Source organism: Duganella sp. Root1480D1 (assembly GCF_001427305.1).
Classification (GTDB): Bacteria; Pseudomonadota; Gammaproteobacteria; order Burkholderiales; family Burkholderiaceae_D; genus Rugamonas.
This window is the reverse complement of the sequence record NZ_LMFZ01000003.1, coordinates 1-15,275: the sequence shown is the minus strand read 5'-3', so window position 1 is coordinate 15,275 and position 15,275 is coordinate 1. Positions and strand designations below refer to the sequence as shown.

General features: G+C 58.7%; 15 protein-coding genes. 8 read left to right on the top strand and 7 right to left on the bottom strand.

Annotated elements, in window-relative coordinates:
* Nucleotides 1-5: 5 nt before the first annotated feature.
* The 3 genes from ASD58_RS04640 to ASD58_RS04625 all read left to right on the top strand — a co-directional run bounded on the left by ASD58_RS04640 (nt 6) and on the right by ASD58_RS04625 (nt 3,212).
* Entirely contained in the window at nt 6-1,352 is a 1,347-nt protein-coding gene (locus ASD58_RS04640) for an integrase family protein (protein ID WP_057259948.1), read from the top strand.
* A 729-nt stretch (nt 1,353-2,081) separates the two neighbouring features.
* Entirely contained in the window at nt 2,082-2,612 is a 531-nt protein-coding gene (locus tag ASD58_RS31065; RefSeq protein ID WP_156401157.1) for a hypothetical protein, read from the top strand.
* 210 nt (nt 2,613-2,822) lie between these two features.
* Nucleotides 2,823-3,212 carry a response regulator gene (locus tag ASD58_RS04625; protein ID WP_057259945.1) on the top strand — a complete coding sequence of 130 codons (390 nt, stop codon included), beginning with the start codon at nt 2,823-2,825 and terminating at the stop codon, nt 3,210-3,212.
* 935 nt (nt 3,213-4,147) lie between these two features.
* Here the strand turns inward: ASD58_RS04625 and ASD58_RS04615 are convergent.
* The 5 genes from ASD58_RS04615 to ASD58_RS31060 all read right to left on the bottom strand — a co-directional run bounded on the left by ASD58_RS04615 (nt 4,148) and on the right by ASD58_RS31060 (nt 7,350).
* On the bottom strand, nt 4,148-5,332 hold the full coding sequence (locus tag ASD58_RS04615) for a fatty acid desaturase (RefSeq protein WP_082565225.1): 1,185 nt from the start codon (nt 5,330-5,332) through the stop codon (nt 4,148-4,150).
* 26 nt (nt 5,333-5,358) lie between these two features.
* Nucleotides 5,359-5,997, bottom strand: a complete 639-nt coding sequence (locus tag ASD58_RS04610; RefSeq protein ID WP_057259943.1) for a hypothetical protein — start codon at nt 5,995-5,997, stop codon at nt 5,359-5,361.
* 364 nt (nt 5,998-6,361) lie between these two features.
* Nucleotides 6,362-6,679 (bottom strand): hypothetical protein, encoded by a 318-nt coding sequence (locus ASD58_RS30370; RefSeq protein ID WP_082565224.1) that lies wholly within the window; start codon nt 6,677-6,679, stop codon nt 6,362-6,364.
* A 22-nt stretch (nt 6,680-6,701) separates the two neighbouring features.
* Nucleotides 6,702-6,968: a hypothetical protein gene (locus ASD58_RS04600; RefSeq protein WP_057259941.1), complete on the bottom strand. Its 267-nt coding sequence runs from the start codon at nt 6,966-6,968 to the stop codon at nt 6,702-6,704.
* 160 nt (nt 6,969-7,128) lie between these two features.
* Nucleotides 7,129-7,350 carry a hypothetical protein gene (locus ASD58_RS31060; protein ID WP_156401156.1) on the bottom strand — a complete coding sequence of 74 codons (222 nt, stop codon included), beginning with the start codon at nt 7,348-7,350 and terminating at the stop codon, nt 7,129-7,131.
* A 694-nt stretch (nt 7,351-8,044) separates the two neighbouring features.
* On the opposite strand from ASD58_RS31060, the gene ASD58_RS04595 reads away from it, so the two are divergent.
* Nucleotides 8,045-8,275, top strand: a complete 231-nt coding sequence (locus tag ASD58_RS04595; protein WP_156401155.1) for a hypothetical protein — start codon at nt 8,045-8,047, stop codon at nt 8,273-8,275.
* 72 nt (nt 8,276-8,347) lie between these two features.
* Here the strand turns inward: ASD58_RS04595 and ASD58_RS04590 are convergent, their stop codons facing one another.
* The gene (locus tag ASD58_RS04590; RefSeq protein ID WP_057259939.1) at nt 8,348-8,617 is read right to left on the bottom strand and encodes a cation:proton antiporter; all 270 of its coding nucleotides are present in this window, start codon (nt 8,615-8,617) and stop codon (nt 8,348-8,350) included.
* 657 nt (nt 8,618-9,274) lie between these two features.
* Between ASD58_RS04590 and ASD58_RS04585 the strand changes: the two genes are divergently transcribed.
* Together ASD58_RS04585 and ASD58_RS04580 are read left to right on the top strand one after the other, a co-directional pair.
* Complete coding sequence (locus ASD58_RS04585; protein ID WP_200951566.1) at nt 9,275-9,583, top strand: transcriptional regulator; 309 nt, start codon at nt 9,275-9,277, stop codon at nt 9,581-9,583.
* 155 nt (nt 9,584-9,738) lie between these two features.
* A complete protein-coding gene (locus ASD58_RS04580) occupies nt 9,739-9,951 on the top strand; it encodes a hypothetical protein (protein WP_057259938.1) in 213 nt (70 codons plus the stop codon).
* A 74-nt stretch (nt 9,952-10,025) separates the two neighbouring features.
* Here the strand turns inward: ASD58_RS04580 and ASD58_RS04575 are convergent, their stop codons facing one another.
* On the bottom strand, nt 10,026-11,165 hold the full coding sequence (locus tag ASD58_RS04575) for a GGDEF domain-containing protein (RefSeq protein ID WP_057259937.1): 1,140 nt from the start codon (nt 11,163-11,165) through the stop codon (nt 10,026-10,028).
* 477 nt (nt 11,166-11,642) lie between these two features.
* Here ASD58_RS04575 and ASD58_RS04570 point away from each other — a divergent pair, with 477 nt between their 5' ends.
* Both ASD58_RS04570 and ASD58_RS04565 read left to right on the top strand, forming a co-directional pair.
* Nucleotides 11,643-11,852, top strand: a complete 210-nt coding sequence (locus ASD58_RS04570) for a cold-shock protein (RefSeq protein ID WP_057259936.1) — start codon at nt 11,643-11,645, stop codon at nt 11,850-11,852.
* 1,961 nt (nt 11,853-13,813) lie between these two features.
* The gene (locus ASD58_RS04565; RefSeq protein ID WP_057259935.1) at nt 13,814-15,145 is read left to right on the top strand and encodes a ribonuclease catalytic domain-containing protein; all 1,332 of its coding nucleotides are present in this window, start codon (nt 13,814-13,816) and stop codon (nt 15,143-15,145) included.
* Nucleotides 15,146-15,275 lie beyond the last annotated feature (130 nt).

The window sequence follows — 15,275 nt, the reverse complement described above, 5'->3', positions numbered from 1 at the left end:
GGCTCATGGCAAAAATCAACTTCACGGCAGAACGGATATCGGCCTTTCAGTGCGAGCCAGGCAAGCGTCAATCCCTGCTTTGGGACGCCAAAACCCCAGGCTTGGGGCTCCGGGCCAGCGATGGCGGCAGTAAATCATACATCTTCGAGACGCGCCTGAATGGCAAAACATTGCGGACCACCATCGGTGACGTTCGGACCTGGACGGTAGTCAACGCTCAGGCAGAAGCGACCCGCCTGAAAGCACAGGTCGACCTTGGACTCGATCCACGCCAGCAGCGCGTCGAACAACTTGCCAAGAACGCGGTGGCCAGATCCCAGGCTGAGCGCCGAGATTTGACACTTGGCGAGGTCTGGCCAATCTATCTTGAAGACAGAAAACCCCGGTGGAGCGAACGTCACTACACGGACCATATTCAAATGGCTGCGCCGGGCGGCCAGGGCAAGAAGCGCGGTCCAGGGAAAACCGTCGCGGGCCCGCTTGCGCCACTGATGGCACTTAAACTCGCCGATTTGTCGGCCTCCGTGCTGGCTGAGTGGGCTGCGGAGGAATCAGCGGCCCGGCCCACCAACACTACGCAGAGCTACCGCAAACTGAGGGCGTTCATTCATTGGGCTGAGAGTCAGGAAGCGTATTGCGGCATTGTTCCGGCGGGTTCTTACAAGGCGCGAAAAGTGCGCGATGCCGTTCCGCCGCCGCGCGCCAAAATTGGTGACTGTCTGCAGCGTGAACAACTGAAAGACTGGTTCGCCGCCATGCGCGCCGTCCCGAATCCGGTGTTCAGCTTTTATCTACAAGGACTATTGCTGACCGGGGCGCGCCGCGAAGAGCTTGCCATGCTTAAGTGGGAGGACGTGGACTTGAAATGGCGTAGCCTCAATATCCGCGACAAAGTAGAAGGTGTCCGCACCATTCCTCTCACGCCCTACTTCGCTAGTCTATTGCTGGCGCTTAAACGAATGAACGAAACACCGCCAACCAAACGTCGTATCCGGCAACTGGAGACAGCAGGCAATCATTGGGAGCCCTCCCCATGGGTTTTCAGTAGCAACACCTCAGCTAGTGGCCATATCATTTCCCCTACGCAGGCGCATACCGATGCCCTGGTCAACGCCGGCCTCCCTCATGTCACCTTGCATGGGCTACGCCGCTCGTTCGGAACGCTGTGCGAGTGGGTAGAAATGCCAAGCGGGGTATCCGCGCAGATCATGGGGCACCGGCCCAGTGCGCTCGTCGAAAAGCACTACCGGCGCCGGCCGCTCGATCTGCTGCGCAAGTGGCACGATGCGATAGAAGCATGGATCCTCCAGGAAGCCGTTGTCACAATTCCGGCGCTCGATCGCGAGCCGTGATCCTTCCTACTCGATTATCTAAGACAGACCGAAGCCCTTGATTTAGCTAGCAATTCCGATGTGGCAACAGATCGATATCATCACGTGTACCATGGTCGAGCAGCAGGCAGCAGCAACTGCGCCATGTCCCGCCCGGTCAGCCAGGGACTCGCTCTTGAAAGCGGTATCCGGTTCGTCACTGTGGCGCGCGTGGAGCGCCGTCACATGGACCGCCGGTTCTTCAAATTCGCCCAGCCTGCTTTCGACAACAATATTGTCATGATCAGCAAAAGCTGCGAGGTGCAGGAGCAGTTCCCGTTTTCATGTCTAGTCGTACATAACCCGTGCATCGAATGGGTCGAACGACTGCCAGGAGTCAAACCAGCACGACATGGCCTCCTTGTCAAACGACGTGCTCCTTGCCAGTTCCATTGCCGCCCTTGTTCTGGTTTTACAGCGGGGAATCAACCGGTCGACGAAGCGACGCGAGCCAAGATCGACGATAACTGCGACAGCATGCCAGCCTTCGCTGGCTACGCCGGCCCACTTTCCGGTGGCCACGGGCGCCGACAGTACTGCCGACGCTTGCCGCCAGATGCGGAATATTCCGGCCTTCGCCGGAGCAGCGAACCATGTCAGCGCCGCCAAACGCAAATCTGCGAATCAGCGTACACTGAATTCACCGCTTTCTTGGCAAATTGGCTGATGCGAGCGCTGTCATATTAGCGTCGATGCATCAAGTGTGTCAGCATGGTAACTTATCAGTACTATCGACGTGCGGCAAGCACGTTCGGTTCCGGACCAGGATCGATCCGGTTCAATGGGCGTGACTACCTGTATCGCGGCTACGCGTACGAAAACTTTATCGATGCCTACAGTTACGCGCAGCTCATGCTCCTTCACCCTTCCAGTGCACCACCTTCAACACAGGCTGTACTCACGCAGCGAGTTTCGCCGCCTTCAGCCGACGATCTTCTGCTGATGCAGCAACTCGGTATCGCATTTGTTGCAGGACATTATTTCTATGGCACCTATCGATACGATTGCCTGGGCGACGCCTGCGCCTTCGCCCGCCTTGCACCTGGACACGCCATTTGCCAGCACAACCTGCAGATCGCGCACGCCGCACATCACCTGAATCTGCTTCAGGCGCGCCACATGGTCGATGGGAAAGGAAAATACCTGAAAGTTCGCCCCATGGGGCGCATTGGCCACTACGACATCTTTCCCGAAAATGCCCCGCCATCCCTCCTGTTCAAACGCAGCCTGCCGCGCAAATGAGCATGCCCCGCCCGGATTTTTCCAGGGGCCAGTGCAACACCCCCACGCTTTGTACGATTTCTCTTGAGCATTCGGCTTTATCGTCATGCTTCGCTTCGAAACGTGCGGGGCTCATTACCCGATTCGTGTAATCTGAATTTCCGGCCCCACTAAGCCATTTCCTCTCTCTAGCCCATCGCGAAGGAGTCGTGATGACGCAAGGAGAGAATCATGAATCAAATCAATGCCCGTGTGCTGTTGGTCGACGACAACAAGGACGCCGTCGACATGGTTTCCCAGTTTCTGTTTATCCAGCGCATCGACCGTAGGGTAGCCTATAACGGCGCTTCAGCGGTCGCCTTGCTAGCCGAGTGGCCTGCGGATATCGTACTCCTGGACATCGAAATGCCGGGCATGGACGGCTATGAGACCGCGATAGCCATGCATGCCCTTCCCCGATGCGCTGAACTTCCTATTGTTGCATGGACCGGCTGGGATGACCCTGGCAGTCGCGAAGCGATGGCACGCGCACACATGGTATCCCGCCTAACGAAGCCCGTAGCGATGGCTGAACTGCTGGCGATGGTGTCGCGCTTTAGCAGCGGAGACCCGACTCGATAGACTTTGCATGCCGACACCATCCGACGTTGGTCTTTCGCCCCCAAGCCGAGTTACGCCAGCCCCCCCCCGTTCGCGTGTTCGGTAACACCGGCAGACCCGGAACATAGCGCCACCGTACATGGCATTGACCAGGGCCGCGCCTACCGCGTGGTCACTGAGCGCGGGAAGATCTCAAGCAGACTATTCGATTCCGAGCGCATCATCGATGCGTTCCTTCGCAAGGTGTTGGCCGAGCACACTCGCCGAGCGCATGGTCCAGGCAATCACTGTCACCTGGTATCGCGTAGGGAGTGGATCACCAACTTTCCTGATACTCAATCGACAGTACCACTTTGCGCTAGGCTTACCCAACGTCGCCCTGACTGTCGAACAATCGATTTCGTAACCACGATAACTTTGCATTTCGGGCTCCTTAGTGGCGTCGCGCCCAATTGGCGCAGGACTTCCGGCACTCGTCTAATGCCATGCTCGCACTGCCGCCACCCGACTGCCACATGGATTGAATGCGTCCGTCACGCCACGTGATGTGCGCTGGGCCAGCGTGCCTTGGAATCGTTCCTTGGAAACCGGCAGGCCGCAGCAACTGCCTCGCCAAGGCATCGCCAGGCTGTGGCGCAAGCCGGCGCAAAACATCGCATCAACGTGTGGCTGTCCCGGAGGGCGAAAGTGACTTCGCACCTGAGCGTTCCTGCGTCTCAGCCTGCCTGCGTTCACGCGTGTTCCGGATCTTTAACCTCTTTTCCCACCAACCGTAGTCTGACAAGGTTTCCTGTGCCACTTCCACGCACCGCTCGTAGTCGGAGGAGAGTCGGGTGCATGGCGGGACCGGTGGTTCAATGCCCTGGGCGATGCAATAGCGTACAGCGTCCTCCAGGTCTCCTTCGTTGAGCAATTCCCGGCACGCCGTCGAGTGGGTCAATGCAAAATTCATCTCACTATCCATAACTCGCCAATTGCCGCGCGAATCGCTGCAAGGGGCGCGGACCGGAGCGCTCCGCATCCACGCACCAGGTTTGCAAGACCGTCAGGAGTTCTTCCTGCGTTGCCGGCGAACGTTCCCATAACTTCTCCAGCGCCTGCCGCGCCACATGCATGGTATTGAGTCGTGCACTGTGTACGATCACCAGTTCCAGCTCCACCTGTTGCGTTCCCGTGAGCCGGCAAGGTGCGCGCCGCAGCAAACGCTTCGTCTGGGCCAACGCCGCGTGGGGGATTGACTGCGCCAGTTCCATGCGTTCCGTCCGAAACACGTCCAAGGTCAGCACTGTCAGCTCGCGCATCAGAACCGCACGATTGCCCAGGACCAGCTTCAAGGTCACCGGCGTCGGCACGAACTGCCCCGCGCATCGCATCAGTCGCTGTGGCGGCCGCCGCAGCGTTGCCAGGCGCAACCACCGCAACAAGCTGATATAGGCCCAGCCGATATCGAGTTCGAACCAGCGTACCGAGAATTTTGCGGAGGTTGGAAAAGTGTGATGGTTGTTGTGCAACTCTTCTCCGCCGATGAGTAGGCCAAACGGGACGATGTTGGTGGCCGCTTCTTTGCAGTCGTAATTGCGGTAGCCGGCATAATGCCCCAAGCCGTTGACCACCCCGGCGGCCAGGAACGGAATCCACATCATCTGGCAAGCCCACAGCGTCAGGCCCGGTGCGCCGAACAAGACCAGTTCGATCACGAGCAGCAAGCCGACGCCTTGCCAGGTGTAGCGGCCATAGACCCGCCGCTCCAGCCAGTCAGCCGGTCCCCCACCGCCGTAGCGATCCACCAGCGCGAGGTCACTTGTCGCATCCCGGTACAGTTCGGCCCCGCGCCACAAAACCTCATTGATCCCGACCACCGCCGGACTGTGCGGATCCTTCTCGCTTTCACAATGGGCGTGATGGCAGCGATGCACCGCCACCCACTCGCGCGTCACCATCCCTGTCGTCAGCCATAGCCAGAAGCGGAAGCAATGGGCCACGAGCGGGCGCAATGTCAGCGAGCGATGCGTCTGGCACCGGTGCAGGTAGACCGTTACCGCGACGATCGTCACATGCGTCGTCACCAGCCCGATCAGCAGCAGTTTCCACCAGCTCAACGCGAGCAGTCCTCCGGCCAGCCATTGCAGATACTGCTCCATACCGGTGCTCCTTCGCGAGCATGGCCTTACAGGTTCGGATGTTCGGCGGCAAACGCAACCGCGTCACACAGTTGACCGTATCGATAACCACCATAGAGGAAGTGGCCCTCGATATAGTCGATACCATGCAGTCTCATCGTGCTTTCGTCTTCGTCGGTGGGGCGATATGCGGCCGTCCAGCTCGGTTGGAACGCCTCGTCGTGCGAGAAGCCAACTTTGGCGTGCTCCGCGACCGCATAGCGCAAGGCATCCTGGAACACGTCGTAGCGGTGCTGCCGGAATGCATAACGCTTCCCATCGAACGAGATCTCATACCGCGCAGCCAGGCTTTCATCTGACTCCTGGCGCGCATCTGAATTGCGCGCACTTTCCATGATCTTTCTCCCGTGGCTATCCGTGCTCCCATTCATTATCTGGACCTGACGCCGGGCCTTCGCCATCGCATCGGTATTGGCGTCTTCACAGGAGTCGAATGCGTCCTCCGGAAAAACAATCGATCGCGTCATCTTGTCGGGCCACTGAAGGCTCGTGCAATCCGCTGTCGGCGCCCTATGTTTGAGGATGGCGGTTGAGGCGAACTTCAACGAACCGTCCTGGCACCTGAATTCAGCACACCTCAGCAGGATTTTCCATCCCTGGAACCACGATGTTGAATGCCGGCGCATGGCGCACTCCTTCGCTCGCGATAAGGAACAGACTCGGAAAGGCGGTGGCAACGAGCGGTCCCACCTTTCCGGCGCGGCGCGCCAACAGCGTGCCATTCGCAGGTATAACACCACTTCACGACGTTGAGGGGCTTTGACGCGATTGCGCTGTCACGCTGCAATGCTGAGGAAGACCGGCACAAACTGGGGATGTTGGCTGGGTACCTGTTACCCACTATACGCTCACGAGCGACGTTCACCTAATGATTTCGGCATCGCCTGCGCTAATACGCATCGCTTGCAATGTTAGTCGACTCTCTCATGCACAGCCGATGTGTCGACGGCAGAACATCATTGTTTCTTCACCCAGCAGTAGCCGCCCCCCTCACGATGTTGAATGCTTCATCGCTTCGGCCTCGCGGGCAGCCGTGCGTTCTTCGCGCGCGGCGATCGGATCGCCGCCGTTGTCGACCAGACCGGCAGCACGTTCCGCGTCGGCATGTACGCCTTCAGCTTCGGCTCTCTCACCTGGATTCTCGCTAGCGGGGGGCTCCAGCATGTCCTGCACCATGGCGCGCAGTTCTTCAACCTCAGGCTGCAGGCCGCGCCTCTTCCGTTGGTGAATGTAGTGTTGAATTTCAGATTCCTGCTCGGCGCTCAGAGGTAGGCCGCGGAAGGAGAATTCCGGTCCAGAGTCCTTCATGACGGTTCTCCTGATTGGTGACTCACACTGAGTGTACGCTTAAACGGACGGACGCGTCAGCCTGCTGGAGCTGGTCGTCGATCCACTCCCGCCCCCATGCCTTGGCAAAGGACACCGCGTCCGCTGCCGCACACGCCACCCAGAGGTCATGGAATGCATACTCGTGCAATGCCAGGCCATATTCACGTGTGATGATGGCCTGAGCGACGAAGCAAGCGTTACCCATCTTGGCGGGTTCGCAGTCCAGGAAGAAACCCTTGTAACGGATCGCATTGGTAATGGCCATCATCTGCCTCGGCCCAGTAACGTTGCTCTTACTTGCATGATAGTCCTAAACGGGCGGAGGTGCCGCGATACCTCATGCTAACGGAGCGCCTGCCAACAGGCCCGCCAATTCTGGTCGGCGCTCATTCTGTCGACGCATCACCTACCATGCAAACGATGCTTTGTCAGGCACGTTTACCTGCAATCCTCCGGTCAGGCAGTGGTCCGGCAATGGCGTGACGTTCGCGCGTTTTCCACACCGGGCGGGCGAACACCTCTTTCACCAAAGGCAGCAACAGCCCAGCCAAGTGCGCCGAGTTGTAGGCAAACCGTTCACCAAAAGCGGCCCTGGCAGCTAAGGCTGCCGAAATTTTCGCCGCAGTGGCATGGTTGATTCGGCGTGACATCCTGGCAATCTACACCCATCGTCCAGATCGCGTCGCAACCAGTCGTTCATTCCCAACAACTTCCCGTCTCGCATCAGCTTCACCCACGCGGCCGCCAAGGCACTGCCGCCCCCATTCAAGCCAGTTACGGGTTGAACACCTGCGATCATTTTCCGCCCGTTTGAAGACGCGACCTCCCGCACACGGAGGCTGCAGGCGCCTGCACTACAAACGAAATAGGTGCCCGACGCAATATGGCGCCCTGCGGGTGCGAGTCATGGCGGTGTTTCTACCAGCGCGCTCTTCCTATTGAGTCCATCGCCGATATCCTAATGCAACCACCACGCGACGCTGGAAGCACCGCTCACCGATTAAACGTCCTTGACGGTCTTGGCGCCTGGCGCACCATGCACTACGTCACCCGCAGGTCGTGCGAGCTCCACGCGAAACCGCTTAACGTATGCGGAAACGTTGCCCCCTCGTTGCAGAGAGCACGACATGGTCAGGCAGGCATACACTAACGTCAGCGCAGGCCGCTTGCAACCAGGCGCGATACAGAATAGCAATCGCTGAAGCATTCGCAATGTGCTAATCTGCTAAGTTCGCAGTGCGGATCCCTTTAGCACATCGGATTGCGTTTGCTGGATAGGTCGACTTGGGCTCATTGATGACGACTTCCAGATCCAAGCTGCACTTCCATGCACAGGGAGGTATCATGAGGACGATCTATTCTGATCGACGGCACGACGTCCAACAGTTTCGCTATCTGAACCATGCGATCGACTTGGTACGCACCCATGGCTGGCGCTATGCTCTCGTCTTCCTGCGGAACCAGCGCATTGACGAATCAACGTTGCAGCGGGTGCTCTTTGGTGACTGCCGCAGCCGTCGCGCCTCGGCCAACCATTTGATCATTGCCCAGCAATTGCGCGCTCGCCATCCTTGAAGCGTTATATCCGTTTCGCACTTCCCAGGCACCGGTGCGTGCGCGCAATGGCGCGGCATCCCAACGGCCTGCTCATTTCACGGGATGCCGCTCGTACCAGGCCATTAACGGCTGCACCGTGATCCCATGGGCGAGAATCGATGCAGCCACGGTAACCAATGTCAAACTCACCAGTTCTGGTGCGAACACCTTCGCGACGCCGCGATTCAAGGCAAACCCCAGGTAGTAAATTGAGCCGATCCCGCGAATGCCGAGCCAACCGACCAGGACCTGCCTGTGCAGGGGCATGCCGGAACCAGCCATCCCGAGCAGAACCGACGCCGGGCGCACGACCAGGAACATCAGCGGTACAAACCACCACAGCTTGGTGAGGCGTCCAATTGCGGTCTACATGGCGCTACCCAGTGCACCGTTGTGTAGTGACCTGGAGGACACCATTCTTCAATGGGATACCGATCACATGTACTTTCAAGCGGAGGCTTGTCCAGGAACCGATCGGCTTACACAGGCCAGCGCGTTCCTCGAACTCAATCACATTACAAGCGTGCATGTGAGCTCGCTTGATGACGAGATCGATTCATCTTCGGCCGCCTATTTCGCTGTCATCAGCGGTCTTAAGCCAGATGCTGTCCGCGGCCAACGAGATTACGCACCTGGGTGCCGCGGCACTTGGCGCGAAGCCCACCAAGTGATTGTCTGCCCGCCAGACAGATCGCGATCAGGTTTCGGCGTAAGGAAGGACGCTGGCAGGATTCCCTCGCGCATAATCGCACGAAACTTGTTGCGCGCTGCCGGAGAATGGTCACCACACGGCAGCACGTGGCGACGGCAACACATCTGCGGCAGGACGTCCCACTGTTTCTGGACCAATTACCTCACAGGTTGCGCTCGGCAGCGAAGAGCATAGCCGCCCGCATGAGGCAGGCGTCGCGTAATTCAAGATCGGTGCAACGGCGTTTAGGCCTATACTGAAACTGAAGGATCACATTTGGAGGTTGTATGGAACTGATCGAAGCGGAAGACGTAGCCGAATTTCAGAGGATTTTGCGCAGCAATCGCCTGATCCGTGCAGACTTTTCTCTCAGCGCTACGGACACGACGGATCCCAAGACCGATGAAGTGCCGGGATTGCAGGGCGAATTGACCGTGCGGCGCAAATCAACGGGGCAGACCAGACAGTATCTGATCAGTGACAGCACCTCTTGGCTCGACCTGTTCCGCAATGATATCAATGGAGGCGCGTTTGTTGGCCAGGATTGCCTGCAAGTGCGGCATCCGTCCAGTAAACCCCAGAAAACCAACCATTGATCGCGCACTGCCCCGCACGACGACCACCGACATCGCCCCTTGCAGTGCCCCTCTCAACGCCGCGGGGGCAAGAAGACCTGAGTTGTCGTCATGCATAATGGCATAGTAATAGCCGGTCGTTGTGCAATACTTTACTCCTGCGGAAGGAGTGTGCAATGGACGAGAAGAGCGAGATCACGCGGCGCGAAGACGCCTGGACCGCCGCCATTGTGCAATACGGCATCGTCCTGAGCTCAATCGTCGGGATTGCCGGCGCTCAGCGCTATTTACAGGCTCGCTGCATTCCCCTATACGTCATCGAGCGCGTTCTCTGCGCCCCCGTCGGTGCTCGCCGCGCGCCGACGCGCGCCAAGGCAGATACCGAGTAGCGCACCATGTTGGCCGCACGCGATCTCGCCCCGGACGGGGTAAATCCCACGCCATCGCATGCAAGCCGGCAGCTCTAGTGTGGCGCCCGTGCACGTTGCCGCTTATGGCGATACATTTCTTCATCCGCTCGCACCAGATATTCCGAGAGCGTTTCCTCGCTGTGGATATCGCAATTGATCACGCCAATGCTCAACGACAGCGTGAGGTCCCCTTTCTTGCCAGCATTGAACTGAGCGATCTTCAACCTGATGCGCTCGACGATGGCCCGCGGCGTCGCGTTGTCAAACGTAAATGCCGCAAATTCGTCGCCGCCAACCCGCCCCACCACGTCCGCGTGCCGGAATGCATTGTTGAAGATGTGGGCCGCATCGCGAATCAGTTCATCGCCGGCGGCGTGCCCCAGTTGGTCATTGACCAGCTTTAACCCATCCACATCAGCGAAGATCACTGCGCACGCCAGCTCCTGGCGGCGGGCGATCAACAAGCATTGCTCCGATTTCGCCAGAAATCCCCGTCGATTCTGCAGGCCGGTCAACTCATCTTGCGCAGCAAGCACGCACGCCTCGACCTTTTCATGCTCGCTCACGCGCAATTCCTCCGTGTGACGCGATTGTGTCGCAGCAAAGGCGTGATATTGCTCCTGCACTTCCTCTTCCCAATGTAACTGGCCCAGCAGGTTGTTGAGACGGGCACCGGCCAGTTCTGCAATGCGGGGAAGGAACGCCAGTGCTTGCTGCTGCACTGTCTGCTCCGGCGGCACCCGCCAGCTCAGCGCAATGTAGCCTCCGTTTATAACCTCCGAGAACGGGGCCGCCACGCAGCTTCCGTTGTCCAGCGTAAATGCCCGCAAAGAAAGGGGAAGCGGGCCGCTTTCCACCACCTTGCGCACCTCGCTGCACATGCGATGGTTGAGTTCAAGGCAACCACCTCCTTCCGGCGTGTCGAGGTAGAAGCAGCTATCGCCGCTATCGCTGTGACTGATGAGCAAAACCGCGTCCGGCCTCAGCCCGGGTAAGCCTTCGGCCACGGCGCGCAGCGCCGCTTCTACACTATTTGCGCACAACAGTGCCTTGGCGGTTCGCAGCAGCGCCAGCAGCTCACTTTTGCGTGGCTGGCGGGGCGTGCCAGCGCTTGCCTGCGCGCCCGTCCGAACACGTTTTCGCTTTGGCAGCATTGCCCCATACGCATCGGACATGATTTCGAACTTCTCCATCGTTCATTCGCTCAAGGTTTCATGATCCCTCGCGGCATGGAACAGCCTGCTGATTTGCTTTGGTACAACCATTTCGGCGGTCACGCACCAGTCTTGCTGCCACTCGTCGCCTGTCGAACCCGTCACACGGTCACTCCATCTCATAGTATCAGCACACAAGCCATGCATTCGATCCCGCTGCAAGGGCTTCCACAGTAACACGCGCCGAGCCCATGTGCCGATGGCGATTCCTATCGCTTCTTTCAAGATGGTAGGACTTCGTCCCGATTACCGACCTTGTGTAAATAACGCTAGGTGCCGCGCGCAAAGCCTTGTATATTGATTTTACCGCGTATAAAGCACCACAAATAATTGGCGGTCTCCGTACTGTCGTGCCGTACCTGGCATGCTGTCTGATTCCCTCGCTTGTTGACCCTGCTCGTTGGCGCGCCTCGCCGGGCAAGGCCCGACTCTCAACATCTTTTACGAGGTTTCATCATGACTACGCAAACCGGTATTGTTAAATGGTTCAACGAAGCCAAAGGATTTGGCTTTATCAGCCCCGACGCGGGCGGTCCTGACCTGTTTGTCCATTTCCAGGATATCAAGGCGACGGGATTCAAATCACTGGCAGAAAATCAGCGCGTGACTTTCGAACGCGCTCCCAGCCCCAAGGGTGAAAAGGCCACTAACGTCACACCTGCCTGAACAAGTCGACCACCGCGCCGCCGCTGTGCTGGCTTGAGCTGCAACCCTTCGTAATAGTGCGCCCTGCTCTGACTGCTCATGCGCGCTATGGCAAGACCTTCCGCCGACGTGGAAGCGCATGCCCTGAACTGTCGATCTACATGCGCGGCGTGCACAATCAGGTGACGCGATAGCGCCAGAAGCCGAAGGAGTGCATGCCGGCAGTAACAATCACCAAAACAAGGGCAGCAGAATGTATTGCATTTGCCATTTGCCAGTTGGCATTCAATCAATTGGTCAGGTCTTGTGATAGTCTGTACTGATGTCTCAAGCACGCACCTTCGGTCTGTATTAAACCTTTCAACGCGAACCATGGCGTCGAACACACAGTGGTGATCTCTGACGCCATCCACGCGTGACTATTGCGCGTCACCTTGGGCGACCAGACTTTTGGCATTCCTGCCTTCAAACTCCCTTGGCAAGAGCGGCGCCCGAGCGCCAACGAGCTGCAGATCTTGCTGTTGCCAACGCGGCCCACAGCAACCTCGTCGACACTGCCGTCGGCACCTGACAACGAGACGCCACCGCCTTCAATCCCTCCTGAAGCGCCGCCTACCGTCGCCCAGCCCGTGTGCGAGCGGGCGACGTGGCGCCAGTGACGATGTCGCAGGCTAGCCCGCCCACACCGTCCTTTCCAGCGCCGCTTCGGCCGCATCTTTCCGCTGCTGCCGCAGGCAGCGCACGACGTCGGGGCGCGTGAACGAGCGCGCGAGCAAGCCAAGCTCGAACAGGAACGCTCGGCCGCCGAGAAGCTGCGCCAGTCCGAACTGGCCGCCGCAGTGCTACGCGAAGCAACGCGTCTGGAACAGCTCAAATTGGACATAGCCCGTGTCGAACAAGCTGCGAGGATCGAAGCGGCATGCCTAAAGGCCGAGCGGGAAGCCGCAGCACGACAAGAACCATTACGGCGCGAAGCACTGCGGCTGGAACAGGTACGCCGGGAGGAGAACGCACGACAGGAGCAGCTTCGGCAAGAAGCCGCCCGTGCGGCCCAGGTAGCCAAAGCCGAAGCAGTACACAAGGAAGCGGATCGAACAAAACCAGATCGACGTCGCGAAGCAATGCAACAGGAAAAGTTACGACAGGAAGAAAGGGCGCGCCAAAGTGCAGCACGCTACGAACAGGAACGAGTGCAAACAGTCCGGCTGGGCTAGGAGCAGTGCGTAAAGAGGAGGCACGCCAAGAGCAGTTGCAGTCGGAGACGGCGCGGCAAGCGCAAGGGGATGCGGCGCGCCAAGCGGCGCGCCAAGCAGTATCCAGCACAGATAGAGCAAATGAGAAAGGAACAGGTCCAGTGGGACAAGGCGCGACAGGAAGCTGAGCGTGGGAGCGCCCTGCGCGCGATGAGCCTACTGAACGAAGAAGAAGCTGCCAGCGGGGCAAACTAATTCATGACCCAGCCCCCCAAGGCCAAGTGCTCCGTGTATGGTTCGACATGGAAATCCATTTACACCATTCAGATCCACTTCGTCGCCGCATCGTCGAATCATTAGCTGCTGCGCGCCCCTTACCTACCGACGATCTTCGACCACTCGAACACTACTCTCGATGTCAAAAACTCCATTTATTCGCCTCTCATAGCCCGAAGCAATGCCGGCTGGCCAGATCAATTCCAAGAATGCAGACGTCCACGGTCTCTTCCCATTAACCAGTGGAATCGCTTGTGAAATTCGATGGTAGTGTTGGGGCGATCTCAGTAACTCAACAGCATGGTCTACCAGTGCGCAGCGTCCAGTGCCACCGATCAATTCCGCCACGCCGGTCGCTCCACCACGGCAAGAAGAGGATTATGCTAGAGCCATGCAATCAGAGTGGCGCTCTGAGCACGTCCTGGTCCATCCAGTCTATCGTCATACGGTGTACTGCCGCGCGAGCCTACCTCCCCCCAGGCTGGCGGTTCAATCGACCATCCGGGAGCGACCATGCGCAGCGCTTTAAAGAACCAACGGGCCAATCTGGCAACGATCGCGGCGCTGGCGATGTTCAGTCGGGGACTGGAACCCGAGTTCCTTTCCCCTGTTCTCCAGCAGTTGGCCCGCATTCCATTGGTGCCGCTAGAAGCCACCACGGGTATTGCCGACCTGTCGGCCCTGCCTTGGTTCTCTATCGACAATGACGATTCACGTGACCTCGATCAACTGATTGTCAGCGCGTCACTGCCAAATAGTGTCGTGCGCGTATCCGTCGCCATCGCCGATGTCGATGCCTTTGTCGCCAAAGGGACGCCGATTGACCAGCACGCCCGACACAACACGACTTCCGTCTATACGTCGTCCAGGATTTTCCCCATGCTGCCGGAACTGCTGTGCACCAATCTGACCTCGCTCAACCCGGATGTGAACCGGCTCGCGATCGTCAATCAAATGGACTTCAGTGCCGATGGCGTCCTCCTCGGTTCAACAATCTTCCGAGCGACAGTCCGCAACAAAGCGCAGCTTGCTTACGACTCTGTTTCGGCGTGGTTGGAAGGGACCGAGGCGCTACCTGTGGCGGCACAGCGTGTTCCTGCTGTCGCCAGCTTGCTGCGGCAGCAGGATGCTCTGGCACAAAAGCTGCGCTTGCTGCGCCACACCCAGGGTGCACTCGAGTTCGAGGGATTTCAACCGCATGCACTGTTTCATGGCGACCGGATCGCCGACATCCGCTTGCAGCCACACAACCGTGCACGACAGTTGATCGAAGAATTCATGATCGCCGCCAATGAATGCACTGCGCATTATCTCATGGCGCAAGGTGGTGCCTCACTGCGGCGCGTGGTACGCTCGCCGGAACGTTGGGCACGCATTATCGAGGTGGCGGAAGGCTACGGGGCGACACTGCCGGCGCTCCCCGACGGCAAGGCACTGCAAGCGTTTCTGGCGCGCCAGCATCAACGTGATCCCCTGCACTTTCCGGACTTGTCACTGATCATCGTCAAGCTGATGGGCTCGGGTGAGTATGTCGTCGAGAAACGGCATGGCGTACCCATAGGTCACTTTGGACTGGCCGTACAGGACTATACGCATTCGACAGCGCCAAACAGGCGCTTTCCCGATCTGATCACACAGCGCCTGGTGAAAGCGGCATTGGCAGGAATCCCCGCTCCGTACTCGGATTCTGAACTAGCCGAATTGGCCTCGCATTGTACGGCCCAGGAAGACGTCGCCAGGAAAGTGGAGCGGCAGGTACGAAAATCCGAGGCGGCCCTCTTGCTCCACTCCTGCGTAGGACAACACTACAGTGGCATTGTCACAGGGCTCAATAGTCCGGTCTGAATAATTCAAATTCCGTTGGCGCGTAGCCGGCATGGTGCGAAGGCCAAGGCAGCGCATTCGCGGGCTTGATCCCATCCAGGCCACAGGAATCCGCATTCGCGGGCTTGATCCCATCCAGGCCACAGGAATC

Coding starts and splice junctions, on each gene's coding strand:
- ASD58_RS30370 (WP_082565224.1), bottom strand. CDS start 6,679: ATGAAGGACTCTGGACCGGAATTCTCCTTCCGCGGCCTACCTCTGAGC.
- ASD58_RS04590 (WP_057259939.1), bottom strand. CDS start 8,617: ATGTTCCTGGTCGTGCGCCCGGCGTCGGTTCTGCTCGGGATGGCTGGT.
- ASD58_RS04595 (WP_156401155.1), top strand. CDS start 8,045: ATGAGGACGATCTATTCTGATCGACGGCACGACGTCCAACAGTTTCGC.
- ASD58_RS31060 (WP_156401156.1), bottom strand. CDS start 7,350: ATGTCACGCCGAATCAACCATGCCACTGCGGCGAAAATTTCGGCAGCC.
- ASD58_RS04570 (WP_057259936.1), top strand. CDS start 11,643: ATGACTACGCAAACCGGTATTGTTAAATGGTTCAACGAAGCCAAAGGA.
- ASD58_RS04585 (WP_200951566.1), top strand. CDS start 9,275: ATGGAACTGATCGAAGCGGAAGACGTAGCCGAATTTCAGAGGATTTTG.
- ASD58_RS04615 (WP_082565225.1), bottom strand. CDS start 5,332: ATGGAGCAGTATCTGCAATGGCTGGCCGGAGGACTGCTCGCGTTGAGC.
- ASD58_RS04565 (WP_057259935.1), top strand. CDS start 13,814: ATGCGCAGCGCTTTAAAGAACCAACGGGCCAATCTGGCAACGATCGCG.
- ASD58_RS04575 (WP_057259937.1), bottom strand. CDS start 11,165: ATGGAGAAGTTCGAAATCATGTCCGATGCGTATGGGGCAATGCTGCCA.
- ASD58_RS31065 (WP_156401157.1), top strand. CDS start 2,082: ATGGTAACTTATCAGTACTATCGACGTGCGGCAAGCACGTTCGGTTCC.
- ASD58_RS04640 (WP_057259948.1), top strand. CDS start 6: ATGGCAAAAATCAACTTCACGGCAGAACGGATATCGGCCTTTCAGTGC.
- ASD58_RS04580 (WP_057259938.1), top strand. CDS start 9,739: ATGGACGAGAAGAGCGAGATCACGCGGCGCGAAGACGCCTGGACCGCC.
- ASD58_RS04610 (WP_057259943.1), bottom strand. CDS start 5,997: ATGCGCCGGCATTCAACATCGTGGTTCCAGGGATGGAAAATCCTGCTG.
- ASD58_RS04600 (WP_057259941.1), bottom strand. CDS start 6,968: ATGATGGCCATTACCAATGCGATCCGTTACAAGGGTTTCTTCCTGGAC.
- ASD58_RS04625 (WP_057259945.1), top strand. CDS start 2,823: ATGAATCAAATCAATGCCCGTGTGCTGTTGGTCGACGACAACAAGGAC.